Annotated in this window: 23 protein-coding genes; 20 read left to right on the top strand and 3 right to left on the bottom strand. The window is 51.4% G+C overall.

The window, feature by feature from the left end; all coding sequences use genetic code 11:
- Positions 1–13: 13 nt before the first annotated feature.
- The 7 genes from AB6V08_RS22610 (at position 14) to AB6V08_RS22580 (ending at position 10,653) form a co-directional block, all read left to right on the top strand.
- On the top strand, positions 14–2,923 hold the full coding sequence (locus AB6V08_RS22610; protein WP_368544988.1) for a hypothetical protein: 2,910 nt from the start codon (positions 14–16) through the stop codon (positions 2,921–2,923).
- Positions 2,924–3,100: 177 nt separating this feature from the next.
- A complete protein-coding gene (locus AB6V08_RS22605) occupies positions 3,101–4,603 on the top strand; it encodes a TolC family protein (RefSeq protein ID WP_368544987.1) in 1,503 nt (500 codons plus the stop codon).
- Positions 4,604–4,616: 13 nt separating this feature from the next.
- Complete coding sequence (locus AB6V08_RS22600) at positions 4,617–6,752, top strand: type I secretion system permease/ATPase (protein ID WP_368544989.1); 2,136 nt, start codon at positions 4,617–4,619, stop codon at positions 6,750–6,752.
- 354 nt (positions 6,753–7,106) lie between these two features.
- A complete protein-coding gene (locus tag AB6V08_RS22595; protein ID WP_368544986.1) occupies positions 7,107–8,387 on the top strand; it encodes an HlyD family efflux transporter periplasmic adaptor subunit in 1,281 nt (426 codons plus the stop codon).
- A 426-nt stretch (positions 8,388–8,813) separates the two neighbouring features.
- A complete protein-coding gene (locus tag AB6V08_RS22590; RefSeq protein WP_368544985.1) occupies positions 8,814–9,428 on the top strand; it encodes a helix-turn-helix transcriptional regulator in 615 nt (204 codons plus the stop codon).
- A gap of 23 nt (positions 9,429–9,451) precedes the next feature.
- On the top strand, positions 9,452–9,862 hold the full coding sequence (locus AB6V08_RS22585) for a hypothetical protein (protein WP_368544984.1): 411 nt from the start codon (positions 9,452–9,454) through the stop codon (positions 9,860–9,862).
- 263 nt (positions 9,863–10,125) lie between these two features.
- Positions 10,126–10,653: a LuxR C-terminal-related transcriptional regulator gene (locus tag AB6V08_RS22580; protein WP_368544983.1), complete on the top strand. Its 528-nt coding sequence runs from the start codon at positions 10,126–10,128 to the stop codon at positions 10,651–10,653.
- Between the two features lie 54 nt (positions 10,654–10,707).
- Here the strand turns inward: AB6V08_RS22580 and AB6V08_RS22575 are convergent, their stop codons facing one another.
- Together AB6V08_RS22575 and AB6V08_RS22570 are read right to left on the bottom strand one after the other, a co-directional pair.
- Positions 10,708–11,640: a LysR family transcriptional regulator gene (locus tag AB6V08_RS22575; RefSeq protein WP_368544982.1), complete on the bottom strand. Its 933-nt coding sequence runs from the start codon at positions 11,638–11,640 to the stop codon at positions 10,708–10,710.
- A 15-nt stretch (positions 11,641–11,655) separates the two neighbouring features.
- On the bottom strand, positions 11,656–13,560 hold the full coding sequence (locus tag AB6V08_RS22570) for an ABC transporter ATP-binding protein (protein WP_368544981.1): 1,905 nt from the start codon (positions 13,558–13,560) through the stop codon (positions 11,656–11,658).
- 138 nt (positions 13,561–13,698) lie between these two features.
- On the opposite strand from AB6V08_RS22570, the gene kefG reads away from it, so the two are divergent.
- The 4 genes from kefG (at position 13,699) to slyD (ending at position 16,957) form a co-directional block, all read left to right on the top strand.
- Complete coding sequence (gene kefG / locus AB6V08_RS22565; RefSeq protein WP_439649911.1) at positions 13,699–14,250, top strand: glutathione-regulated potassium-efflux system ancillary protein KefG; 552 nt, start codon at positions 13,699–13,701, stop codon at positions 14,248–14,250.
- On the top strand, positions 14,250–16,055 hold the full coding sequence (gene kefB / locus AB6V08_RS22560) for a glutathione-regulated potassium-efflux system protein KefB (RefSeq protein WP_368544979.1): 1,806 nt from the start codon (positions 14,250–14,252) through the stop codon (positions 16,053–16,055). Before kefG ends, kefB begins: the two co-directional genes overlap by 1 nt.
- Before the next feature lie 13 nt (positions 16,056–16,068).
- The gene (locus AB6V08_RS22555; RefSeq protein ID WP_368544978.1) at positions 16,069–16,269 is read left to right on the top strand and encodes a YheV family putative zinc ribbon protein; all 201 of its coding nucleotides are present in this window, start codon (positions 16,069–16,071) and stop codon (positions 16,267–16,269) included.
- 94 nt (positions 16,270–16,363) lie between these two features.
- Entirely contained in the window at positions 16,364–16,957 is a 594-nt protein-coding gene (gene slyD / locus AB6V08_RS22550) for a peptidylprolyl isomerase (RefSeq protein ID WP_297116993.1), read from the top strand.
- 51 nt (positions 16,958–17,008) lie between these two features.
- Here the strand turns inward: slyD and AB6V08_RS22545 are convergent, their stop codons facing one another.
- Entirely contained in the window at positions 17,009–17,227 is a 219-nt protein-coding gene (locus AB6V08_RS22545; protein ID WP_003861693.1) for a protein SlyX, read from the bottom strand.
- A gap of 237 nt (positions 17,228–17,464) precedes the next feature.
- On the opposite strand from AB6V08_RS22545, the gene fkpA reads away from it, so the two are divergent.
- The 9 genes from fkpA to AB6V08_RS22500 form a co-directional block, all read left to right on the top strand.
- Entirely contained in the window at positions 17,465–18,286 is an 822-nt protein-coding gene (gene fkpA / locus AB6V08_RS22540) for an FKBP-type peptidyl-prolyl cis-trans isomerase (protein ID WP_368544977.1), read from the top strand.
- A gap of 166 nt (positions 18,287–18,452) precedes the next feature.
- Positions 18,453–19,175: a helix-turn-helix transcriptional regulator gene (locus AB6V08_RS22535; RefSeq protein ID WP_182062770.1), complete on the top strand. Its 723-nt coding sequence runs from the start codon at positions 18,453–18,455 to the stop codon at positions 19,173–19,175.
- Positions 19,175–19,561 carry a sulfurtransferase complex subunit TusD gene (gene tusD, locus AB6V08_RS22530; protein WP_368544976.1) on the top strand — a complete coding sequence of 129 codons (387 nt, stop codon included), beginning with the start codon at positions 19,175–19,177 and terminating at the stop codon, positions 19,559–19,561. Before AB6V08_RS22535 ends, tusD begins: the two co-directional genes overlap by 1 nt.
- Positions 19,561–19,920 (top strand): sulfurtransferase complex subunit TusC, encoded by a 360-nt coding sequence (gene tusC / locus AB6V08_RS22525; protein ID WP_368544975.1) that lies wholly within the window; start codon positions 19,561–19,563, stop codon positions 19,918–19,920. Before tusD ends, tusC begins: the two co-directional genes overlap by 1 nt.
- Positions 19,921–19,927: 7 nt before the next feature.
- Positions 19,928–20,215, top strand: a complete 288-nt coding sequence (gene tusB / locus AB6V08_RS22520; protein ID WP_368544974.1) for a sulfurtransferase complex subunit TusB — start codon at positions 19,928–19,930, stop codon at positions 20,213–20,215.
- A 124-nt stretch (positions 20,216–20,339) separates the two neighbouring features.
- Positions 20,340–20,714, top strand: a complete 375-nt coding sequence (rpsL, locus tag AB6V08_RS22515) for a 30S ribosomal protein S12 (RefSeq protein ID WP_000246815.1) — start codon at positions 20,340–20,342, stop codon at positions 20,712–20,714.
- Positions 20,715–20,810: 96 nt separating this feature from the next.
- Entirely contained in the window at positions 20,811–21,281 is a 471-nt protein-coding gene (gene rpsG, locus AB6V08_RS22510) for a 30S ribosomal protein S7 (protein WP_004106370.1), read from the top strand.
- Positions 21,282–21,376: 95 nt separating this feature from the next.
- Positions 21,377–23,491, top strand: coding sequence for an elongation factor G (gene fusA / locus AB6V08_RS22505; protein WP_368544973.1), 2,115 nt, complete (start codon positions 21,377–21,379; stop codon positions 23,489–23,491).
- Between the two features lie 69 nt (positions 23,492–23,560).
- A partial coding sequence (locus AB6V08_RS22500; RefSeq protein ID WP_262822802.1) for a GTP-binding protein occupies positions 23,561–24,105 on the top strand: 545 nt, incomplete at its 3' end.

Genomic DNA, 24,105 nt, shown 5'->3' with positions numbered 1-24,105 from the left:
CGCGACTCAGGCCGTGGACGACATGGCATACCTGAGCGACGAGCAGAAGGCCGAAGCGAAGGACGCGATCCAGTCAGCAACGACCGTACCGGACGTGGAGCAGGCTGTTGCCGATGCCGCAGCCCAGAACCTTGACGCTGCCAAAGCGGAAGCGGCTCAGGCCGTGGACGACATGGCATACCTGAGCGACGAGCAGAAGGCCGAGGCGAAGGACGCGATCCAGGCTGCAACGACCGTACCGGGCGTGGAGCAGGCGCTGGCCGATGCCGCTGCCCAGAACCTGGACGCTGCCAAAGCGGAAGCGGCTCAGGCCGTGGACGACATGGCATACCTGAGCGACGAGCAGAAGGCCGAAGCGAAGGACGCTATTCAGGCTGCAACGACCGTACCGGGCGTGGAGCAGGCGCTGGCCGATGCCGCTGCCCAGAACCTGGACGCTGCCAAAGCGGAAGCGACTCAGGCCGTGGACGATATGGCGTACCTGAGCGACGAGCAGAAGACCGAAGCGAAAGAGGCGATCCAGGCTGCGTCAACCGTGCCGGACGTGGAAAAAGCGCTGGCCGATGCGGAAAAAGATAATCTTCAGAGTGCCAAAGACGACGCCAACAAGGCGATCGATGACATGGCGTATCTCAGCGACGAGCAAAAAGATAACGCCCATCAGGCCGTTAACGATGCGACCGATGTTGCGGGCGTGGAACAGGCCGTTGCCGATGCCTCCAGCCTCAATCATGAAGATGAGCCGTCATTCCTCGATTCCCTGTTTAACATGGTCGGGAATTTTGTCGGTGGCATTTGGGATGTGATCATTGCAATTCCTAAAGGGATTCTGGAAGCGCTGAAGTCGGTCATTTCGCTGTTAGGGGATTACCACTTCTCGCTCGAGTCAGGACCTGCAGCCCTGACGGGTGTTGCATTGATTGCCTGGGAAGCGATTGTAGAAGTTATCCATGCGCCATTAAGCTTCCTGTCGAATTTAGTTCAGTGGATCACCGGCTTTACTACGGGTCTTCTGGCAGGGGTTTGGGGACCGTTAGGTTTAATTCCTCACATCCTGAACGGTATTTTAATTATCGTCGACGGTATATTTAATACCGCAAAAATTATCATTGAAAGCATTGGTGTTGGCGTAATTACCATACCTGGGATTATTACCGGGGCCATTGCCTGGGTTATTACCCTTTCAAAAGGGATCGGTGCTGTGCTTAGCGGTGATTCTTCTGCGATGGAAGATTTCATTTCCGCTCTCTCGGAATCGCTTTCAAAGAACCCGCTTATCCCATTAATACTGGGTGATATTTTCGTCGCAATTATGGTTATTCCTAAACTTGCCGTTGAAGGAATCTCCGTAGTGGCTGAGTGGATTCTGGGGATTATTACAGGCTTCTTGCAGGTCATCCCAGGATTAATACCTGTCGCGAGTGTAGTCTCTGACTTCCCACTTGCCATTGACGGTGTTGTTATCGCCATTCATTATGGTTTAAGCAGTGTCGTCAACTTGATCACGAAGCTGGGCATGGCGTTGATCATGGGTATCCCAATTGGTATCAGCACCGGCACATCACTGGTCGCAATTGTGGAATCCTTTGTTAAGGGTCTGCTGGGAATTACCTCAGATGAGGATATTGCCAGTAATCCGGTGAACGATATTATTGATAATATTATCGCCTTCATTGAGTCACCTATTAGCGGCACCGGAGATTTGATCTCCTCAATTTTAGGCAGTATTGGGCAATTCTTCAGTAACCCGATTGGGGCAATTGGAGACTTTATCCAGGGCGCTATCGACCTGATCCTTAGCCCATTCAAGGGTATTATTGATGCGATTGGCTCTGTCTTTGATTTTATTACCAGCCCGCTTGGAGGCATTGGTGATATTTTCAACGGAATCATGGAAGGCATTGGTAACATCCTCGGCAACCCGTTTGGTGCTATCGGTGATATTTTCCAGGGTGTTATCGATCTGATCACGACCCCGTTCAAGGGTATTATTGATGCGGTCGGTTCCGTCTTCGACTTTATTATGAGTCCGTTTGAGACGGTGGGTAATATTATCGGTGGCGTAATGGAAGGCATAGGTAACATCCTTGGCAATCCATTCGGTGCTGTTGGTGATATTTTCCAGGGGATTATCGATCTGATCCTGAGTCCGTTCAAGGGCATTATGGATATCGTTAATTCCGTCATTGGCGTCGTGCTAAATCCGGTGGATGCAATATTAGGCCTGATCGGCGATCCAGTCGGAATGGCGTGGAATTTCATGACTAACCCAGTCGGAACAATTACCGATCTGATTAATAATGTTATTGATACCGTTCTGAGTCCGTTTAAGGGCATCATTGATTTTGTAGGATCGCTTATCTATGATGTGACTCACCCACTGGAAACGATCTCTAATATTTTCAACAATATTATTGGGATGATCTTTGGCGGTTCATCAGGTGAAAGTGCCGAGGAGGTTGTCGAGGCATACAATACCGTTATTGATAACGTTGAAACCGCTGTCGATAATTTTGTAGAAAGCCCGGCGACATTTGTCCTTGGTGAAAATACCGAGAACACCTTGACGATGAAAGACCTGGTTGAAATTTCGGCTACCCTTGATACGTTAGCGGGCAGCGCCGATACCAACGTGGTTTCTCTCACCGCTATGGACGAAGCGCAGCCTTCTCTGGACGCGTCTTTGCCAGCAGTAAATGAAGAGCTTACAGATGGTCAGATCGCTTCTTTACTCGAAGAAAATCAACCTGGTGAAATTGATCTGGATTCTCTCATTGGGGCAGAAACCGATCTTGTCGTAGCCGAAACGAATACCCCTGACGCGCAAAACAGCGTTGAGGATACTGGAGGATATAACGTACTGGATAAAATTATTTCCCAGCTTCAGTTAAGTGAAGATAATTATAACTTAGCTGCTGCATAACATTAAGTAATCCACTTTCCCAACCGCTTAATAGATTGAGCGGTTGGGCTGTCAAGCCACTTGCTTATAGCAATGTGGCTTATTACCAACGCTATAAAGTATCTGTTCGTCATTGGGTACATAAAACATCATCATGGAATGATAACGCGTTATATAAATAATTCAGGGAGATATGCAGTGAATCTTTCTCAGAAAATATTGCTCTATTTATCCGTTAGCATGGGAAATCTTTTAATGATAGCGGACGCAATCTGTGCGTCGGAAATCTTTCCCGTTACCTTTGTCGGTGAAGAAAAAAAACCGGTTACGACAGCAAAGCCAACGCCCAAACAAGAACCGGTGAAAGAGAATAATATTGTTTTCTCTGGCCCCGTTAAAATGCTCCCTGTGGCGCCGAAAACAACACCTGAAGTATCTAAGAAAGTCGTTAAAAAAAGCGTAAACGCTTCAAAAGAAAAATACAATCTACATAGCGCAATGTGGATGGCGGTCAGTTGGCATCCTGAAATAAAACGAGCTAAATCAGAAACTGAACGATTAAAGTCAATGGTGGATGAAGCCAAAGCGTCATATTATCCTAATGTGGAGGTAGGTCTTAATTCTGGACTCGAAAAAGATGATTATTCTGATGAAAACAATCAGACTAATCAGGTAAACGTTTCTATTGAACAGATGATTTATGATTTTGGCAGTACGGCCGACCGGGTTGAACTGTCCGAATTTAACGTCATCGGTGCTAGCTATGAAGTAGAAAAAAAAGTTAACGATATTCTCTATCAAACTATTGGGGCATATTTACAGATCGTTCGCTATTATCAACTCAGTATTGCTGCAAAGGATCGCATTGACGGTTTTACCAGGATTAAAGAGATGACTAAAAAGCGCGTCGCACTGGGTGCGAGTGCTGAATCTGATTACTCCCAGGCGAGCCTGAAAGTGACAGAGTCGCTCTCAAGCTACAATGATTATCTGTCACAGTATAATAAATGGTCGGCAACGCTGGATTATCTTTTAAATAAACCGGTTTCTTCCAGAATAGTCATGGAAATCCCGGCTGAAGTGGAAAACGTTTATAACAACGTGTTGCGTGATAATCCAACGCACATAGATTCACCTGCAATCAGGATTGCACGGGCCAAAATCGATATTGCGAAAAAAGAAATCGATGTGCAGAAAAACGGGCATTATCCAAAAATAACGCTGACCCCATACTATGAACACGATCTTACCGCACAAACAACCAGCAATAGCGTTACCAGAAATCGCGATCGTTATGGGGCATTTATCAATGTAAAAGTCCCGCTTTATCAGGGTGGCTCTGTTTCATCGAAGGTGCAGCAGGCACAAGAAGCACTGTCTACGGCGCAATATAACTTAGATGCCGAAGAAAATAATGCGAAACAGAGGCTAATGGAATTTTCCAGCCAAATGAAAAACACCAAGGTCAGCCTGGAAAACAAACTGGAAAGAGAGCGCAGTGCAATAAGAACCCGGGATCTTTATATGGCACAGTATCTGCAGTTAGGCACTCGCTCCTTCTCGGATCTTACCAGCGCTGAAGCTGAGATCCACCAGACAAGAACAGACATTATTAACGGTAACTATACGGTATCGAATCTTTCACTGGAGAGTCTTTACTATGCCGGAAAACTGACCGATTTACTGAAAACTCAAGGGTAATGTAGTGGAAAACATGGAATTTTTTTCCTATATGGAAACGGACAACGACGCTAAGCAATACTATCTGGAACAATGGAAAAGTGCGCTGGTGAATATTGCGCATCACTATGGATTAAATGTTTCAGAGCAGAATATCCTGATAACGTCCTTATGGCACGATAACGAGTCAAGCCAAAAAGTCATTGAAATCATGAGTCGTCGAGCCGGGCTGTCTTTTAAAGAAAACGCCGTCGAGGGTTATCGGTTTAATTCCTGGCTATTTCCACAGGTGCTGGAGATGAAAGATGGTCGTCTGGCCATTATCAAAAGCATTGATAAGGATAAGAATTTTGTCGTCTCATTTGCAGAAGACGGCGACCTCATTTCATTAGTACAAGAAGAACAGCTGCGGAGTGAAGGGCGTCGAATTTTCACCCTGAGGCCAGCCAAAAACGTACCTGATGCCCGAATCGACGACTACGTTAAGCCCGCTGAGAAGTACTGGGTGTGGAAAATTATTTTTGCCGACATGAAGCCGTACTATCTGGTGATATTGGGTTCTCTGTTTGTCAATATTCTCGGTCTGGCCGGCATTACGTATTCGATGCAAACCTATGACCGTATCATTCCCGCACAGTCGCATCCCACCATGTGGGTGCTTTTTATCGGTGTGATTGTGGCGCTGATTTTTGATTTTACCCTGCGATTAATCCGCTACAGCGTGACTGACATTCTGGGAAAGCGGGCCGATTTGATCATCTCAGACCGCGTTTTTGGACGGGCCCTGAGGATTAAAAATCCCTATCGTCCGAAATCAACGGGGTCGTTTATTTCCCAGCTAAAGGAGCTGGAACAGGTTCGTGAAATGATGACCTCGTCGACCGTTGTCGCGATTACGGATTTACCGTTCTTCTTTATGTTCCTGGTGATTATCTATTTTTTAGGTGGAATTGTTTTCCTCGTTCCTCTGGCGGGGGCAATCCTTATGGTGCTTCCGGGTTTAATGAGCCAAAAGAAGCTCTTTCGCCTGGCCAATACGGCGATGAGAGAATCTAGCCTGCGTAATGCCATGCTGGTCGAAACCGTTCAGGGGCTGGACGACATCAAATTTTTGCAGGCTGAACATCGCTTTCAGCAGCAGTGGCTGCACTATATCAAGACGACATCTGAAAATAGTCTGGAACTCAAGCACCTGACGCATACGTTAACGACGTGGTCTTACCTGGTTCAAAGCGCAGTGTTCGTTTGTCTGGTTTTGGTTGGCACACCGTTTGTGATGTCCGGCGAGCTGTCTACCGGTGCGTTAGTCGCTTCATCCATTCTGAGTTCAAGAATGATGGCGCCCATCGCCCAGATTGCCAATATCATCACTCGCTGGCAGCAGACCAAAGTGGCGATGACCGGCCTGGATTCCATTATGCAGTTGCCCGTTGACCAGCCGGAACACCAGAGGCTGATCCATAAGAAACTGATCGAAGGTCATTATTCGGTGAAGAATGCTGCTTTTATGCATCATGCCGACGGTCAGAAACTTGCGGTGAGCATCGATTCACTGGAGATCAAAGCGGGCGAACGCATCGCCATTCTTGGGCGTAATGGCTCCGGGAAATCGTCGCTGTTAAACGCGCTTGCAGGGATGATGTGTCAGAGGTCCGGTGAGCTGCTGCTGGATGGCATTAACATGAATGATATCGACCCCGCCGACTTGCGCCGCGATATTGGATATCTCAGTCAAAACTCACGACTTTTTTACGGTTCACTGCGTGAGAACATTACGCTGGGCTCTCCGATGGCAAAGGACAGCGATATTATCAACGCGATCAAGATCACCGGTGCGATGAACTTCATCAACCAACTGCCCTCGGGTCTCGATTACATCATTCAGGAAGGCGGCCATGGCCTTTCAGGTGGGCAGCAGCAAACCATACTGCTGGCGAGACTGGTGCTACGTAATCCTCACATCGTGATTATGGATGAGCCAACCTCCGCGCTTGATGATGTGACGGAAGATGAGTTTGTAAAAAACATGAGCCGCTGGATTTCAGGCAAAACCGTTATTATTGCCACCCATCGTAAGAAAATATTGGATCTGGTTAACCGTACCATTGTGGTTTCTGGCGGAAGAATAGTACTGGATAAGGGCAAAAGCGAAATCATCGATAATGTGTAAAGCGGGCGTTATTTACGCCGCATTATCATGATTATGGTCGAATTATTCAGATGGTAACCTTTGATGAACGATATGTCAGAAAAAATAAAAAGAAAATTTCTGCTTGCTGATGAGCGTAGTCGCGAGAAAAAAGGTGTGACGTTTTATATTGTTCTCAGCGTCATCTTTTTTCTAGACATCCTTTTATTATGGGTTTTCATCTTCAGCACAGATGAAATTTATAAAATATTAATAATCTTGCATAAGATGGGTTAGTGATTCGTTATTTTGGCGGGGCGCTGCAACAACATATCCGATCGCATCAGCTGTATCATCTCGGCTGATTCAGTCTGGCTATTTAGGTGATTGATTTTAATGAAAAATATATATAGTAAAATAAAGAAGAAGGTCCTTCTGGCAACAGATTTTTGCAAACACGTGCTTTTTACAGCGGATAAAGATGCTGTCCACCGGGCTCGGGAAACGGATCAGTTCACGCTTGCCGACACCCGAGGAGGGGTAAAAACCAGCAAGGCACTTTATATTCTGCTCAGCGTTATCTTTTTTCTAAGCATTTTTTTGCTCTGGGCGTCTGTATTCAGCATCGATGAAGTTTCTAAAGGGGATGGTCGGGTCATTCCAAGTTCAAAAGAGAAGATCATTCAATCTCTTGATGGTGGGATTCTGGATAAAATCCACGTTACGGAGGGACAGATCGTCCAGGCGGGGGATATTATCGCTAACCTCGATACGATAAGAACCCAGGCGGCGGTGATGGAGTCTGAATCAAAGTATCGTGCGTTATTGGCCAGCAAAATTCGGCTTCAGGCTGAAATAACCGATCGTCCTCTGGTCTTTCCCAGTGAGCTGAGCGATTTTCCGGAGATCACAGAAAGAGAGAGGATCCTCTATCAGTCGCGGAAAAATAACTATATCTCATCAATAAAAGACATTCAGGCATCGAGGGTGTTATTGAGCAATGAGCTGGCGATTAACACGCAGCTTATGGCGCAGGGGGCCTCAAGTAAGGTAGACGTCATCAGGCTGAGAAAACAGCTGGTCGATCTGAACATGAAAGAGTCGGAACTCCACTACAACTATCAGGTGAGATCGGGAGAGGAGCTATCCAAAATTTCTGGCGAAGTGGATTCCCTGTATCAAAAGATCGTTGGCCAACGCGACATGCTGAAAAAGTCCACCATCACTTCTCCGGTAAAAGGGATTGTTAAGAATATCGAAATCAACACGATTGGAGGCGTAATTCCCCCGAATGGGACAATCATGAATATTGTTCCCCTTGACGATCGCTTGCTGATTGAAGCCAAAATTTTGCCACGCGATATCGCCTTTATACATCCAGGGCAGCGAGCCATCGTAAAGATCACCGCGTATGACTACTCTATTTATGGTGGCATGGATGGTGAGGTGGTAACTATTTCACCTGATACTATTTCAGATCCACAGAAACCGGAAGTTGTCTTTTATCGTGTCTATATCCGAACAACGAAAGACCATTTACAGACGCAGGATAGTAAAAAGCATTTTATCTCCCCAGGGATGGTTGCCAGTGTCGATATCAAGACCGGTCAAAAGACAATTCTGCAGTACCTGATTAAGCCATTCAACAAAGTGGGAGAAGCGTTGAGGGAAAGATAATATAAGCAGCCTTATGTGTCCTGGTTCCCTCGCGCTCGGGCATCTGGCTACTCTATTTTAAATCCAGCGGTTGCTTAATTGGCAGTTCCGCCGCCAGATGTGCCTGCAAGCATTCTGAAATGAGATCTTTCAGTTTGAGGATGACCTGATTTTTTTATCCAGGATTGTGAAGAACTCTTAAATAGAGCAATTCCGGCTCGACTTTAGGATATTCTCTTGGGCGATTTTCTTGGCTTTTTATCCTAAAATAAATTTCAGGTATTACCACAGGAGGCGTTTTTGCATAGTATCAAGATGAGCACTACATAATTCTAAAGCTCATTTTCGTTCTTGCTTGCGGATGCAGATTTTGTATTGAAGCTTTATGTTGTTTTTATGGAAGTTATTCTTTTGAAAAGGAATGCAATAGACAGACGGGGGTACAATATGTTGAACATTTTATTGCTGGACACTAACTATTATCGCGCTTTGGGAGTTAAATCTCTTATTTTGTGTAAAATGGAAAACGAACAACTAAATAATACGCGTTTTGCATTATCAACTGATGAAATGAGCAAAGAAAGTGCGAATATCATCTTCTACGATGATCATGTCACGATTAACTTCCTGAATAAACGGAGAATTCGTAGCAGTACCGAGCGGCACAGAGAGAGCAAACCAGCGGACAAGTTAACGCTGCATGTGCCTTTTCTGGCGCGTAGCCAAACGCTGAGTGATGTTTCGATGAAGATTGGCAAAATCCTGGCGATTGCTAATTCGGACCCGCATGTTCATCTCAATACCAAAGATGCTTACTGGAGCTTTGGATTAAAGAAGTACGCCCAGCTTTCCGATGCGGAAAATGATGTCATGATCTTAATTGGTAAAGGGTACAACAGCGGTGATATCTCACGGATCCTAAACCGTTCACAAAAGACAATCAGCACCCACTATCGCAACGCCAGCCGTAAGATGGGGGCCTCAAATCAAGCTGAGTTTTATCGCTACGCCTCGTTTGTTGCCAGATGCCGACGCAACGAGAGAAATACGCTGTGTTTATAAAGGAATGGCAAAAAGGAATGATGATGGATAAGTATCGTCTCAGTAAGGAACTGGGGTATCTTTTACTCTGCACGCTGCTGTTATGTTTTATTGTCAGCAATGACAGGTTTATATCCGAGCGTTACAGCACCGTGACGGCGAGTGGAAAGTCTACTTTCGCGCATCTGGCGCCTGCCCCGTACAACGCTTCTCTTGTGCAGGCACAGCACGGGGTGGTGTTAAGCACCCTGCCACTGTTTATTAGCAGTAAGGCTACGCACCGCGACGGTGCGTGGAGGGAGAGTAGCGTCACCACTTTTGACGATGTTGACATTAATGCCATCGACAATGCCATCGACAGAGTCATTGATCCAGAAAGCAGCGATGAAATGAGCGTGAAGATGGCTAATTTAGCGCAGAACAACATCCGCAGCAGCTCTGAGCCCATAAGCTGACTTTCCGCGGTATAAACAGCAACACTCTGATTCATGGGTAATACCGGCAATAAGCTGGGCCTTTCATCGTTCTGAAAGGCCCGGCCTCAATAACAACGTCGTAAGGCTGTTATTACCCATCGCTTGAATATCGGCCTCTAAGGTCTGCCTGGCACCAGCTCCTAAAGGCTGTGCTATTAGGCAGATCGAGCTCTTTTATGACCTCATTTACGCCGAAGAAGACGTTTAAAAGGATTCAAGCTTCCACTATTCATGGAGAGACAATGAAGATCTTTTCTGAAGATAAATATTTTATTCTGGGTATTAATTCTCTATTAATTAATCTCAATATTTCTGAACCTGAAGGCCTTATTCTTTTTGACACGGGGCATGAGTATATTTATGTGCTTAACGAGGATGAGATAGATCGTCTCATCTGCTGCGACCCTATTTCTGCGTTTATTCTTTGTCGACGTTCATTGATCGACCGGGCGGCGGAGACGCACATTTTCAGTCGATTATTAAGCGGATGGCGCTTTGGCTGCGTAAGGCGACGCAGCTCAACGGAACTGTCCATTAGAGAGGCGCTGATAATAAGAATGATTTGCCTGGGGATTGGCCAAAAGCATGTCGCAACAAAATTGCATATCAGCGAAAAAACGGTCAGCGCCCATAAGCGAAATGCGCTGTATAAACTCAAAATTAAAAATATTGCGGTGTTCTTTACGGAATACGCGGCGTGGTATCCATTATGGATACAGTGCGTTGAGGGCAGGGCGGTAAAGGGGCGCGTCAACGCCATCGGCTACTGAGGAATTCACTACATCAGGCCAGCAGGTCATGCCTTGCATCCGCGAGGCGTGGGCCTACGCGTCTGTGGAGAGACTTCTGGCATACATCCGCCCCTCGGCGGCCAGGGCCCGGAGGCTCGGATCCTGCTCACGGTTGCGGGCAAACACGATGGCGATAAGCTGCTGCATCTGGTACGGCTCCGCCAGCTTTAACAGCTGCACCGAGTTCTCATACACCTTCTTCATCCTGCCCGGCATCAGCGTATACCCCACGCCCGCCTGCACCAGGCTCAGCATCGAGAAAATGTCGTTTACCCGGGTGACAATCTCCGGCTCGAACCCGGCGATGTGAAACGCTTCCTGGAACCCGGCGTAGGTGGCAAAGCCTTCCGCCAGCGCCACAAACTTCTGATGCTTATAGTCGCGCAGATCCGCCGGGCCGGAGGTGTCCAGCGTGGCGGAGGCGGGCGCGGCTAAGAAAATGTCGTCGTGAAACAGCGGCAGCACTTCGAGGCTGTTGCGATCTATATCGCTTTCGGAAATGGAAATCAGGATCGCGTCCAGCGAGCCGTCGTCCAGCATGTGCAGCAGAGTCTCGTTCGAGCCCATCGTCAGATCCATCTCCAGATCCGGCCGACGCAGCTTCATGCCCATAATCAGGCGCGGCACCGTTTCCAGCGTCAGCGAGTAGAGCGTGCCGACGCGCAGCCGTCCCTGACCGATCCCGGCAATTTTGCGCGACTCTTCCAGCCCGCGCTCCATCACCTGCATCACCTCCTGGCAATACTCCAGCAGCGTCCAGGCGGAGGGAAGGGCAATCAGGTTACGCCCTTTGTGGGTGAACAGCGGGCAGCGAACGTTCTCTTCCAGGGTGTGCAACGCCCGGTGAACGCTCACGCCGCTCAGGCCCAGAGTTTCGGCGGTACGCGCGATATTGCCCTTCTCCATAAACGTCATGAAGATGCTGAGCTTACGGAACGTAATTTCGCTCGTGATATCGATACTCATCGGCCCTCCGGTGGTTTAGTCAGCCTGAAGCATCGCTTCCAGCTGCTCCTGCGCGTCCAGCCACGCCATTTCACACTCTTCCAGGCTGGATTTGGTTTTCGCCTGGGTTTGCAGGCAGTCGGTCAGCTCCGCCTTGCGGCTCTGATCGTACAGCCCGCTGTCGCCGAGCTTCTCTTCCACGGCGGCAAGGGTAGCGTTGAGCTTTTCCATCTCTTTTTCCAGACGGGCAATCTCTTTGCGCAGCGGCTGTGTCTGGGTGCGCAGCTCGGCTTCGCGACGCTTCTGATCCTTACGCGACTGCGCGCTGTTGGCGTTGTCCTTCGCCGACTCTTCCGGCTGGTTTTCCTGCTTCTGCACGTCGGTCAGCCACTGCTGATAATCTTCCAGATCGCCGTCGAACGGCTCAACCTTGCCGCCGTGAACCAGGTACAGATCGTCCGTAGTGGAGCGGATCAGGTGACGATCGTGCGACACCACCACCAGCGCGCCTTCGAACTCTATCAGCGCTTCGGTCAGCGCCTGACGCATATCGAGATCCAGGTGGTTGGTCGGTTCATCGAGCAGCAGCAGATTCGGGCGCTGCCAGACGATCAGCGCCAGCACCAGACGCGCTTTTTCGCCCCCGGAGAAGCGCTCGGTGTTTTCGGTCACCTTATCGCCCTGGAAGCCGAAGCCGCCGAGATAATCGCGCAGCTTCTGCTCCATCTCCTGCGGCGCCAGACGCGCCAGGTGCTGAATCGGCGACTCGTCCGCGCGTAAAAATTCCAGCTGATGCTGAGCGAAGTAGCCAAGCTTAATGCCCTTCGCCAGGCCGATATCGCCGCTTATCGGGCTAAGCTCGCCCGCCAGCAGCTTAATTAAGGTGGACTTACCGGCACCGTTGCGCCCGAGCAGGCCAATACGGGAACCCGGCACCAGGTTGAGCTTAATGGAGTCGAGGATCGTGCGCTCGCCGTACCCGGCGCTCACTTTTTCCATTTTCAGCAGCGGATTCGGCAAGCTCTCCGGCGCGCGGAAGCTGAAGTGGAACGGGTTATCCACGTGCGCCGGGGCGATCATCTCCATGCGCTCCAGCATCTTGATGCGGCTCTGGGCCTGCTTGGCCTTTGAGGCCTTCGCTTTGAAGCGGTCAACGAAGCTTTGCAGGTGCGCCACGCGCTGCTGCTGGCTTTCGTACATCGACTGCTGCTGGGCAAGACGGGTTGCGCGCTGGCGCTCGAAGGAGCTGTAGTTGCCGGTGTACTCGAACATGGTTTGCTGTTCGATATGAATGATTTTATCCACCACCGGATCGAGGAAGTCGCGGTCGTGGGAAATCAGAATCAGAGTGCCCTGATAGCTCTTGAGCCACTTTTCCAGCCAGATAACCGCATCGAGATCCAGGTGGTTGGTCGGTTCATCGAGCAGCAGCAGGTCGGAGCGGCAGATCAGCGCCTGCGCCAGGTTAAGGCGCATACGCCAGCCGCCGGAGAAGTCGCTGACCGGGCGTTCAAGCTGCTCGTTGCTAAACCCCAGACCGTGCAGCAGGCTGGAGGCGCGGGAGCGAATGGTCCAGGCGTCGATGGCGTCCAACTTGCCGTGAACGGTGGCAATGGCGTGACCGTCGTTACGCTCGTTCGCGTCGTGCAGTTCACGCTCCAGCTTGCGGTATTCACGGTCGCCGTCAATCACATAGTCGAGTGCGGGCTCGCTCAGCGCGGGCGTTTCCTGGTTCACCCAGGCGAGCTGCCAGTTGCCCGGGAAGGTAAAGTTGCCGCCATCGGCGCTTATCTCGTTTTTCAACAGCGACAGCAGGGTGGACTTGCCGCAGCCATTTTTGCCCACCAGACCGACCTTCTGGCCTGGGTTAATGGTGGCCGTTGCGTTGTCCAGCAGGACGCGCACGCCGCGACGAATTTGTAACGAGGAGAAAACAATCATAGAAGCGCCGTATGTTCCGACTATGTTAATTTGTCATTATGATAATGTAAGGTGCGGGCCGTTTTCCGTACCGGGCCGCCATGGTAGCCCAAAACCTCGACCAGACACAAAAACAGAAACATGACCGGGAGGGAATTGATGTCTCAGACAGCAAAAGTGCTGCTGCTGTATGCCCATCCGGAATCTCAGGACTCGGTGGCGAACCGGGTGCTGCTTAAGCCGGCAACACAGCTCAGCAACGTGACGGTGCACGATCTCTACGCGCACTATCCTGATTTCTTTATCGATATTCCCTACGAGCAGGAACTGCTGCGCCAGCATGACGTGATTGTGTTCCAGCATCCGCTCTATACCTATAGCTGTCCGGCGCTGCTCAAAGAGTGGCTGGATCGCGTCCTGAGCCGGGGGTTCTCCAGCGGGATTGGGGGGAACCAGCTGGCGGGAAAGTACTGGCGTAGCGTCATTACCACCGGCGAGCCGGAGAGCGCGTACCGTCACGACGGCCTTAACCGCTACCCGATGAGCGATATTCTGCGACCCTTCGAACTCACGGCCGCCATGTGCCGCATGCACTGGATGAGCCCGATCATTGTCTACTGGGCGCGTCGCCAGGAGCCTCAGGCGCTGGCGAGTCACGCCCGGGCCTACGGCGAGTGGCTGGCGTCGCCGATCCCGGCGGGAGGGCGCTGATGGAAGGATCGAATTTACTGCTGGCGGGCGTGCTCTTTTTATTCTCCGCGGTGGTGGCGGTGCCGCTGGCCGCCCGGATCGGAATTGGCGCGGTGCTTGGCTATCTGCTCGCGGGGATCGCCATCGGCCCGTGGGGCTTAGGCTTTATCAGCGACGTGGACGAAATCCTCCACTTCTCCGAGCTGGGCGTGGTGTTCCTGATGTTCATCATCGGCCTTGAGCTGAACCCGTCCAAGCTGTGGCAGCTTCGCCGCTCGATATTTGGCGTGGGAACGGCGCAGGTGCTGTTCAGCGCCGCCATTCTCGGCGGGCTGCTGATGCTCACCGATTTTTCCTGGCAGGCGGCGGTGGTTGGCGGCATTGGCCTGGCGATGTCCTCCACGGCGATGGCGCTCCAGCTGATGCGCGATAAGGGCATGAACCGCAGCGAAGCGGGGCAGCTGGGCTTTTCGGTGCTGCTGTTCCAGGATTTAGCGGTGATCCCCGCCCTGGCGCTGGTGCCGCTGCTGGCCGGATCCGGTGACGACCACTTCGACTGGGTGAAGGTTTCCATGAAGGTGCTGGCCTTCGCGGGAATGCTCATCGGCGGACGCTTCCTGCTGCGCCCGGTGTTCCGCTTTATCGCCGCCTCCGGGGTGCGCGAAGTCTTTACCGCCGCCACGCTGCTGCTGGTGCTCGGCTCGGCGCTGTTTATGGATGCGCTGGGGCTGTCGATGGCGCTCGGCACCTTTATCGCCGGCGTGCTGCTTGCGGAGAGCGAATACCGTCACGAGCTGGAAACGGCGATCGACCCGTTTAAAGGGCTGCTGTTGGGGCTGTTCTTTATTTCGGTCGGAATGGCGCTGAACCTGGGCGTGCTGTATACCCACCTGCTGTGGGTTATCGCAAGCGTCGCGGTGCTGGTGTCGGTCAAAACGCTGGTGCTGTACGCGCTGGCGCGGATTTACGGGCTGCGCAGCTCGGAGCGTATGCAGTTTGCCAGCGTGCTAAGCCAGGGGGGCGAGTTCGCGTTTGTGCTCTTCTCCACGGCATCGTCGCAGAAATTGTTTAAAGATGACCAGATGGCGCTGCTGCTGGTAACGGTCACCCTGTCGATGATGACCACGCCGCTGCTGATGAAGCTCGTGGATAAAGTCTTGTCCCGGCGCCTGAACCCGGCTGACGATGAAGACGAAGCGCCGTGGGTCGAGGACGATAAGCCGCAGGTGATCGTGGTGGGATTCGGACGTTTCGGGCAGGTGATTGGCCGCCTGCTGATGGCGAACAAAATGCGCATTACGGTGCTGGAGCGGGATATCAGCGCGGTGAACCTGATGCGCAAATACGGCTATAAGGTTTACTACGGCGATGCGACCCAGCTTGAACTGCTGCGCTCCGCCGGCGCGGAAGCCGCCGAGTCCATTATCATCACCTGTAACGAGCCGGAAGACACCATGAAGCTGGTTGAGCTGTGCCAGCAGCACTTCCCGCATTTACACATTCTGGCGCGCGCCCGCGGGCGTGTGGAAGCGCACGAGCTGCTGCAGGCGGGGGTCAAACACTTCTCCCGTGAGACGTTCTCTTCCGCGCTTGAGCTGGGGCGTAAGGCGCTTATCTCATTGGGGATGCATCCGCACCAGGCGCATCGCGCCCAGATGCACTTCCGCAGGCTGGATATGCGCATGCTGCGCGAACTCATGCCTGTGCATACCGATACGGTACAGATCTCCCGCGTGCGGGAAGCGCGACGCGAGCTGGAAGAGATCTTCCAGAGAGAGATGCAGCAGGAAAGACGCCAGCTCGACGGCTGGGACGAATTTGAATAAAGGGTAACTAACTATGGCGGTACGTAAACGCTTTATCGCAGGCGCAAAATGCCCGACCTGTCAGGCGCAAGATACGCTGGCAATGTGGCGCGAGAATAATGTTGATGTTGTTGAGTGCGTTAAGTGCGGTCACCAGATGCGCGAGGCGGATAAAGAAGCCCGCGAGCATGTTCGCAAAGAAGAGCAAGTGATCGGCATTTTTCATCCGGACTAGCGATATGCCCTGAGTTTTTTTAAGCTAAAGGGTACACGGGTGCAGATTTCCGCTACAATCTGCGCCAGCAATTTTCCCACGCTCAGGAGATATCATGAAAGTAGCAAAAGACCTGGTGGTCAGCCTGGCCTATCAGGTACGTACAGAAGACGGTGTGTTGGTTGATGAGTCTCCGGTGAGTGCGCCGCTGGACTACCTGCATGGTCACGGTTCCCTGATCTCTGGCCTGGAAACTGCGCTGGAAGGTCACGATGTTGGCGATAAATTCGACGTTGCTGTTGGCGCGAACGACGCTTACGGTCAGTACGACGACAACCTGGTGCAGCGCGTTCCTAAAGACGTGTTCATGGGCGTTGACGAACTGCAGGTGGGAATGCGCTTCCTGGCTGAAACTGACCAGGGCCCGGTTCCGGTTGAAATCACTGAAGTTGAAGACGACCACGTTGTGGTTGACGGCAACCACATGCTGGCTGGCCAGAACCTGAAGTTCAACGTAGAAGTTGTTGCTATCCGCGAAGCGACCGAAGAAGAGCTGGCTCACGGCCACGTTCACGGTGCGCACGGTCACGATCACGATCACGATCATGGCCATGACGGCTGCTGCGGTGGTCACGGCCACGATCACGACCATGGTCATGACCACGGTAAAGGTGGTTGCGGCGGTAACGGCGGCTGCGGTTGCCACTGATTCCGTTTTGCGGAAAATAAAAAAGCGGGATAATCCCGCTTTTTTTACGCCTCAATAGTGGGGCGGTGGTGTCTCTTCAGACTGAGAGGCAATGTTCGACGGCTGGGTTGCTTTTAGCTTTTCGGTCAACAGACGCATGTGATCCCGCAGTTTCGCCATTTCTAGCTCGTGGGCAGTCACGGTCTGGTTAAGCTCTTCGATGGTGATGTCCTGAAAGGCCAGGCGGCTTTCCAGCTCTGCCAGTCTTGCTTCAATCGTTGTGTCCTTCATGATCCACCTCGTTTCTTTCTCGTTCGCCACCGCGGGCGTGGGCGGCGAATTCTAACCGAGTTTATGCCTGAGTGCAGTATCCATCCCCTTGGTAAGAAACTTATTTAAACAAAAATAGTCTGAAAAGTAGCGACAATAGGGGGAGTCTGGCTGTAGATTTCTTCCGCAACGATTTATAGTACGCTACTCATTTACGTTTAACGCTGGGGTGAGAGTCCCCAGGCCCTGGAGATATGGATGAAATCACTGTTTAAAGCAACGCTGCTGGCAACCACAATGGCGGTTGCGCTGCACGCACCGCTGACTTTCGCTGCTGATACCGCTGCGAAACCTGCTGCTGCGGCAGACAGCAAAGCGGCGTTCAAAAATGACGACCAGAAATCCGCCTACGCACTTGGCGCATCTCTGGGCCGTTACATGGAAAACTCTCTGAAAGAGCAAGAGAAACTGGGCATTAAACTGGACAAAGCTCAGCTGATCGCGGGTGTTCAGGATGCGTTTGCTGACAAGAGCAAACTGTCTGACCAGGAAATCGAGCAGACTCTGCAGGCCTTCGAAGCCCGCGTGAAAGGCGCAGCGCAGACCAAAATGGAAGCTGACGCAAAAGACAACGAAGCGAAAGGCAAAGCCTTCCGCGATAAGTTCGCTAAAGAGAAAGGCGTGAAAACCTCTTCTACTGGCCTGGTCTATAAAGTCGAGAAAGAAGGTACCGGTGACGCGCCAAAAGACAGCGACACCGTTGTGGTTAACTACAAAGGTACGCTGATCGACGGTAAAGAGTTCGACAACTCCTACACCCGCGGTGAGCCTCTCTCCTTCCGTCTGGACGGCGTGATCCCGGGCTGGACCGAAGGTCTGAAGAACATCAAGAAAGGCGGTAAAATCCAGCTGGTCATCCCACCAGATCTGGCTTACGGCAAAACTGGCGTTCCAGGTATCCCTGCGAACTCTACGCTGGTCTTCGACGTAGAGCTGCTGGATATCAAACCAGCACCGAAAGCGGATGCGAAACCGGAAGCCCCGGCAGACGCGAAAGCTGCGGCAGACGCCAAGAAGTAATGTTGTGAAAACCGCCGCCTTTAAGGCGGCGGTTTTTTTTATTGTGGGGCAGATATAATTAACACTGGAAAGCGTTATACACGCTGTATTAATTTAGTTGTCCGTGTAGATAATGAGCCTGCCCTGAAAACCTAACGACAGGCTCCTGAAAAGGAGTGTTTTTTTCATGTCCAGGTCGCTTTTAACCAACGAAACCAGTGAGCTTGATTTACTGGATCAACGTCCTTTCGATCAGACCGACTTCGATATTCTGAAATCCTACGAAGCGGTGGTGGACGGGTTAGCGATGCTCATTGGGTCCCACTGCGAAATCGTTTTGCACTCCTTGCAAGATCTCAAGTGTTCCGCCATCCGCATTGCCAATGGAGAACATACCGGCCGTAAAATTGGCTCACCCATTACCGATCTTGCATTGCGTATGCTGCACGACATGACCGGCGCGGACAGCAGCGTGTCCAAATGCTATTTCACCCGTGCCAAAAGTGGCGTGCTGATGAAATCAGAAACCATTGCCATCCGTAACCGCGAGCACCGTGTGATTGGGCTGCTGTGCATCAACATGAACCTTGATGTGCCGTTCTCACAAATTATGAGCACCTTTATTCCGCCTGAAACGCCGGACGTTGGCTCTTCCGTAAACTTTGCTTCTTCCGTCGAAGATCTGGTGACGCAAACCCTTGAGTTCACGATCGAAGAGGTGAATGCCGATCGCAACGTATCTAACAACGCCAAGAATCGCCAGATTGTGCTGAACCTCTACGAGAAAGGGATTTTTGATATCAAAGATGCCATCAACCAGGTGGCCGACCGTCTGAATATCTCCAAACATACGGTTTACCTCTATATCCGTCAGTTCAAGAGCGGTGATTTCCTGGGGCAAGAGAAGTAATGCGTTTTGCCTTAATGGTGACAGGCCCGGCCTACGGCACCCAGCAGGCCAGCAGCGCGCTGCAGTTTGCCCATGCGCTGCTTGAGGCCGGACACGAACTGGCGAGCGTCTTCTTTTATCGGGAAGGGGTCTATAACGCCAACCAGCTTACCTCCCCGGCGTCGGACGAGTTCGACCTGGTGCGCGCCTGGCAGGCGTTGAATGAAAAGCAGGGCGTTGAGCTGCACATCTGCGTGGCGGCGGCGCTGCGTCGGGGAATTGCAGACGCAACCGAAGCCGCCCGTCTTGGCCTGCCTGCGGCGAACCTTCAGGCAGGTTTCTCTCTCAGCGGTTTAGGCGCTCTGGCTCAGGCCGCGCTGACCTGCGATCGCATGGTACAGTTCTGATGAATCGTGTGGCTTTCGTCTTTGCTTCTGCTCCCCACGGAAGCACGTCTGGCCGGGAAGGGCTGGATGCGCTGCTGGCGACGTCGGCATTAACCGAAGATATCGGCGTGTTCTTTATTGGGGATGGCGTGTTCCAGCTGCTTGCCGGGCAAAACCCTCAGGCGGTGCTTGCGCGTGACTATATTGCGACGTTCAAAGTGCTGCCGCTGTACGATATCGTCACGTTCTATGTCTGCGCCGACTCTCTGGCCGCGCGCGGGTTAACCGAAACGTCCGAGTTTGTGCTCGACGTAACGGTACTTGCGGCAGACGCCGTGCGCGAACAACTCTCACACTACGACACCATTCTGACTTTCTGAGGCTGTCATGCTCCATACATTGAGCCACTCGCCGTGGCAGTGCGACATCGAAGCGTTACTCAGGATGCTGCGGGAAGGCGATGACCTGTTGCTTATTCAGGATGGGGTACTTGCCGCCATCGAAGGCAGTCGCTTCGTTGAAATTCTCACCAATGCCCCCATCTCTGTGTCTGCGCTGAAAGAGGATCTCGACGCGAGAGGGCTGATTGGTCAAATTTCAGCCAAAATTGACGTGGTTGGCTATAATGATTTCGTCAATCTTACGGTGTCCCATGCCAGTCAAATGAACTGGTGATTTGAGATCGCTGTATATTTCTTGACACCTTTTCGACGTAGCCCTAAAATTTCGCGTCCTCATATTGTATGAGGTCGTTTTATTACGTGTTTACGAAGCAAAAGCTAAAACCAGGAGCTATTTAATGGCAACAGTTAACCAGCTGGTACGCAAACCACGCGCTCGCAAAGTTGCAAAAAGCAACGTGCCTGCGCTGGAAGCCTGCCCGCAGAAACGTGGCGTATGTACTCGTGTATATACCACCACTCCTAAGAAACCAAACTCCGCACTGCGTAAAGTATGCCGTGTGCGTTTGACTAACGGTTTTGAAGTGACTTCCTACATCGGTGGTGAAGGTCACAACCTGCAGGAGCACTCCGTGATCCTGATCCGTGGCGGTCGTGTTAAAGACCTTCCGGGTGTTCGTTACCACACCGTTCGTGGTGCGCTCGACTGCTCCGGCGTTAAAGACCGTAAGCAGGCTCGCTCCAAGTACGGCGTGAAGCGTCCTAAGGCTTAATGGTTCTCCGTTAAGTAAGGCCAAACTGATTTATCTTAATGTCACACTAAACTCTTTGAGTTTTGGACAATCCTGAATTAACAACGGAGTATTCCCATGCCACGTCGTCGCGTCATTGGTCAGCGTAAAATTCTTCCAGATCCGAAATTCGGATCAGAACTGCTGGCAAAATTTGTAAATATCCTGATGGTAGATGGTAAAAAATCTACTGCAGAAGCAATCGTATACAGCGCGCTTGAGACCCTGGCTCAGCGTTCTGGTAAAAATGAACTGGAAGCTTTCGAAGTCGCTCTCGACAACGTTCGCCCAACTGTAGAAGTTAAGTCCCGCCGCGTTGGTGGTTCTACTTATCAGGTTCCAGTTGAAGTTCGTCCGGTTCGTCGTAATGCCCTGGCAATGCGTTGGATCGTTGAAGCTGCTCGTAAACGCGGTGATAAATCCATGGCTCTGCGTCTGGCGAACGAACTTTCTGACGCTGCGGACAACAAAGGTACCGCAGTTAAGAAACGTGAAGACGTTCACCGTATGGCAGAAGCCAACAAGGCGTTCGCACACTACCGTTGGTAATCCCTTCGGAGTCATAGTCACCAGGCGGGCGCTTCAGAGAAGCCGCCCGCTCTGGGTCACTTAACTGAACGCCAAAGAAACAAACGAGGAATCAAATGGCTCGTACAACACCCATCGCACGCTACCGTAACATCGGTATCAGTGCGCACATCGACGCCGGTAAAACCACTACTACCGAACGTATTCTGTTCTACACCGGTGTAAACCACAAAATCGGTGAAGTTCATGACGGCGCAGCCACCATGGACTGGATGGAACAGGAGCAGGAGCGTGGTATTACTATCACCTCCGCAGCGACTACTGCATTCTGGTCAGGTATGGCTAAGCAGTACGAACCGCATCGCGTAAACATCATCGACACCCCGGGCCACGTTGACTTCACCATCGAAGTAGAACGTTCCATGCGTGTTCTTGACGGCGCGGTAATGGTTTATTGCGCAGTTGGTGGTGTTCAGCCACAGTCTGAAACCGTATGGCGTCAGGCGAACAAATATAAAGTTCCACGCATCGCGTTCGTTAACAAAATGGACCGTATGGGTGCTAACTTCCTGAAAGTTGTTGGTCAGATCAAATCCCGTCTGGGCGCGAACCCTGTTCCGCTGCAGCTGGCAATTGGTGCTGAAGAAGGCTTCACCGGCGTTATCGACCTGGTGAAAATGAAAGCCATCAACTGGAACGATGCTGACCAGGGCGTTACCTTCGAATACGAAGATATCCCGGCAGACATGCAGGACCTGGCTGACGAATGGCACCAGAACCTGATCGAATCCGCAGCTGAAGCTTCTGAAGAGCTGATGGAAAAATACCTGGGTGGTGAAGAACTGACTGAAGAAGAGATCAAAAAAGCTCTGCGTCAGCGCGTTCTGAACAACGAAATCATCCTGGTAACCTGTGGTTCTGCGTTCAAGAACAAAGGTGTTCAGGCAATGCTGGATGCGGTAGTTGACTACCTGCCATCCCCAGTTGACGTTCCTGCGATCAACGGCATCCTGGACGACGGTAAAGACACTCCGGCTGAGCGTCACGCAAGTGATGACGAGCCGTTTGCGTCCCTGGCGTTCAAAATCGCTACCGACCCATTCGTGGGTAACCTGACCTTCTTCCGCGTGTACTCTGGTGTGGTTAACTCCGGTGACACCATCCTGAACTCCGTGAAATCAGCACGTGAACGTTTCGGTCGTATCGTACAGATGCACGCGAACAAACGTGAAGAGATCAAAGAAGTTCGTGCGGGCGATATCGCAGCAGCTATCGGTCTGAAAGACGTGACCACTGGTGACACCCTGTGTGACCCGGATCACCCTATCATTCTGGAGCGTATGGAATTCCCAGAGCCGGTAATCTCCATCGCTGTTGAACCAAAAACCAAAGCTGACCAGGAAAAAATGGGTCTGGCTCTGGGCCGTCTGGCTAAAGAAGACCCATCATTCCGCGTATGGACTGATGAAGAATCTAACCAGACCATCATCGCTGGTATGGGTGAACTGCACCTCGACATCATCGTTGACCGTATGAAGCGTGAATTCAACGTTGAAGCTAACGTTGGTAAACCTCAGGTTGCTTACCGTGAAGCGATTCGCGCGAAAGTTACCGATGTTGAAGGTAAACACGCTAAGCAGTCTGGTGGTCGCGGTCAGTACGGTCACGTTGTGATCGACATGTACCCACTGGAGCCGGGCTCTAACCCTAAAGGTTACGAGTTCATCAACGACATCAAAGGTGGTGTAATTCCTGGCGAATACATCCCTGCCGTTGATAAAGGCATCCAGGAGCAGCTGAAGTCCGGTCCTCTGGCTGGCTACCCGGTTGTTGACATGGGTATCCGTCTGCACTTCGGTTCTTACCATGACGTTGACTCCTCTGAGCTGGCGTTTAAACTGGCAGCTTCTATCGCCTTTAAAGAAGGCTTTAAGAAAGCTAAACCAGTTCTGCTTGAGCCAATCATGAAGGTTGAAGTAGAAACTCCTGAAGAGAACACCGGTGACGTTATCGGTGACTTGAGCCGTCGTCGCGGTATGCTGCGTGGTCAGGAATCTGAAGTAACTGGCGTTAAGATCCACGCTGAAGTTCCGCTGTCTGAAATGTTCGGATATGCAACTCAGCTGCGTTCTCTGACCAAAGGTCGTGCATCATACACTATGGAATTCCTGAAGTATGATGATGCGCCGAACAACGTTGCTCAGGCCGTTATTGAAGCCCGTGGTAAGTAATCCACAGGATTAAAACCTAAGTCCCGTGCTCTCTCCGAAGGGGAGAGCACTATAGTAAGGAATATAGCCGTGTCTAAAGAAAAATTTGAACGTACAAAACCGCACGTCAACGTTGGTACTATCGGCCACGTTGACCATGGTAAAACTACCCTGACCGCTGCAATCACTACCGTTCTGGCTAAAACCTACGGTGGTTCTGCTCGTGCATTCGACCAGATCGATAACGCGCCAGAAGAAAAAGCTCGTGGTATCACCATCAACACTTCCCACGTTGAATATGACACCCCGACTCGCCACTACGCACACGTAGACTGCCCAGGCCACGCCGACTATGTTAAAAACATGATCACCGGTGCTGCGCAGATGGACGGCGCGATCCTGGTTGTTGCTGCGACTGACGGCCCAATGCCTCAGACCCGTGAGCACATCCTGCTGGGTCGTCAGGTAGGCGTTCCTTTCATCATCGTGTTCCTGAACAAATGCGACATGGTTGATGACGAAGAGCTGCTGGAACTGGTAGAGATGGAAGTTCGTGAACTGCTGTCTCAGTACGATTTCCCAGGCGACGATACCCCAATAGTTCGTGGTTCTGCTCTGAAAGCGCTGGAAGGCGA

It is taken from the genome of Enterobacter soli (assembly GCF_964208575.1).
Lineage (GTDB): Bacteria > Pseudomonadota > Gammaproteobacteria > Enterobacterales > Enterobacteriaceae > Enterobacter > Enterobacter soli_A.
Note: the sequence above shows the minus strand (reverse complement) of the source record. Positions and strands in the feature narration are given on the sequence as shown.

Excerpts from the sequence above, each read along its gene's own strand:
- AB6V08_RS22600 (WP_368544989.1), top strand. The coding sequence starts at position 4,617 with ATGGAATTTTTTTCCTATATGGAAACGGACAACGACGCTAAGCAATAC.
- AB6V08_RS22595 (WP_368544986.1), top strand. The coding sequence starts at position 7,107 with ATGAAAAATATATATAGTAAAATAAAGAAGAAGGTCCTTCTGGCAACA.
- AB6V08_RS22590 (WP_368544985.1), top strand. The coding sequence starts at position 8,814 with ATGTTGAACATTTTATTGCTGGACACTAACTATTATCGCGCTTTGGGA.
- AB6V08_RS22585 (WP_368544984.1), top strand. The coding sequence starts at position 9,452 with ATGGATAAGTATCGTCTCAGTAAGGAACTGGGGTATCTTTTACTCTGC.
- AB6V08_RS22580 (WP_368544983.1), top strand. The coding sequence starts at position 10,126 with ATGAAGATCTTTTCTGAAGATAAATATTTTATTCTGGGTATTAATTCT.
- AB6V08_RS22575 (WP_368544982.1), bottom strand. The coding sequence starts at position 11,640 with ATGAGTATCGATATCACGAGCGAAATTACGTTCCGTAAGCTCAGCATC.
- AB6V08_RS22570 (WP_368544981.1), bottom strand. The coding sequence starts at position 13,560 with ATGATTGTTTTCTCCTCGTTACAAATTCGTCGCGGCGTGCGCGTCCTG.
- kefG (WP_439649911.1), top strand. The coding sequence starts at position 13,699 with ATGTCTCAGACAGCAAAAGTGCTGCTGCTGTATGCCCATCCGGAATCT.
- kefB (WP_368544979.1), top strand. The coding sequence starts at position 14,250 with ATGGAAGGATCGAATTTACTGCTGGCGGGCGTGCTCTTTTTATTCTCC.
- AB6V08_RS22555 (WP_368544978.1), top strand. The coding sequence starts at position 16,069 with ATGGCGGTACGTAAACGCTTTATCGCAGGCGCAAAATGCCCGACCTGT.
- slyD (WP_297116993.1), top strand. The coding sequence starts at position 16,364 with ATGAAAGTAGCAAAAGACCTGGTGGTCAGCCTGGCCTATCAGGTACGT.
- AB6V08_RS22545 (WP_003861693.1), bottom strand. The coding sequence starts at position 17,227 with ATGAAGGACACAACGATTGAAGCAAGACTGGCAGAGCTGGAAAGCCGC.
- fkpA (WP_368544977.1), top strand. The coding sequence starts at position 17,465 with ATGAAATCACTGTTTAAAGCAACGCTGCTGGCAACCACAATGGCGGTT.
- AB6V08_RS22535 (WP_182062770.1), top strand. The coding sequence starts at position 18,453 with ATGTCCAGGTCGCTTTTAACCAACGAAACCAGTGAGCTTGATTTACTG.
- tusD (WP_368544976.1), top strand. The coding sequence starts at position 19,175 with ATGCGTTTTGCCTTAATGGTGACAGGCCCGGCCTACGGCACCCAGCAG.
- tusC (WP_368544975.1), top strand. The coding sequence starts at position 19,561 with ATGAATCGTGTGGCTTTCGTCTTTGCTTCTGCTCCCCACGGAAGCACG.
- tusB (WP_368544974.1), top strand. The coding sequence starts at position 19,928 with ATGCTCCATACATTGAGCCACTCGCCGTGGCAGTGCGACATCGAAGCG.
- rpsL (WP_000246815.1), top strand. The coding sequence starts at position 20,340 with ATGGCAACAGTTAACCAGCTGGTACGCAAACCACGCGCTCGCAAAGTT.
- rpsG (WP_004106370.1), top strand. The coding sequence starts at position 20,811 with ATGCCACGTCGTCGCGTCATTGGTCAGCGTAAAATTCTTCCAGATCCG.
- fusA (WP_368544973.1), top strand. The coding sequence starts at position 21,377 with ATGGCTCGTACAACACCCATCGCACGCTACCGTAACATCGGTATCAGT.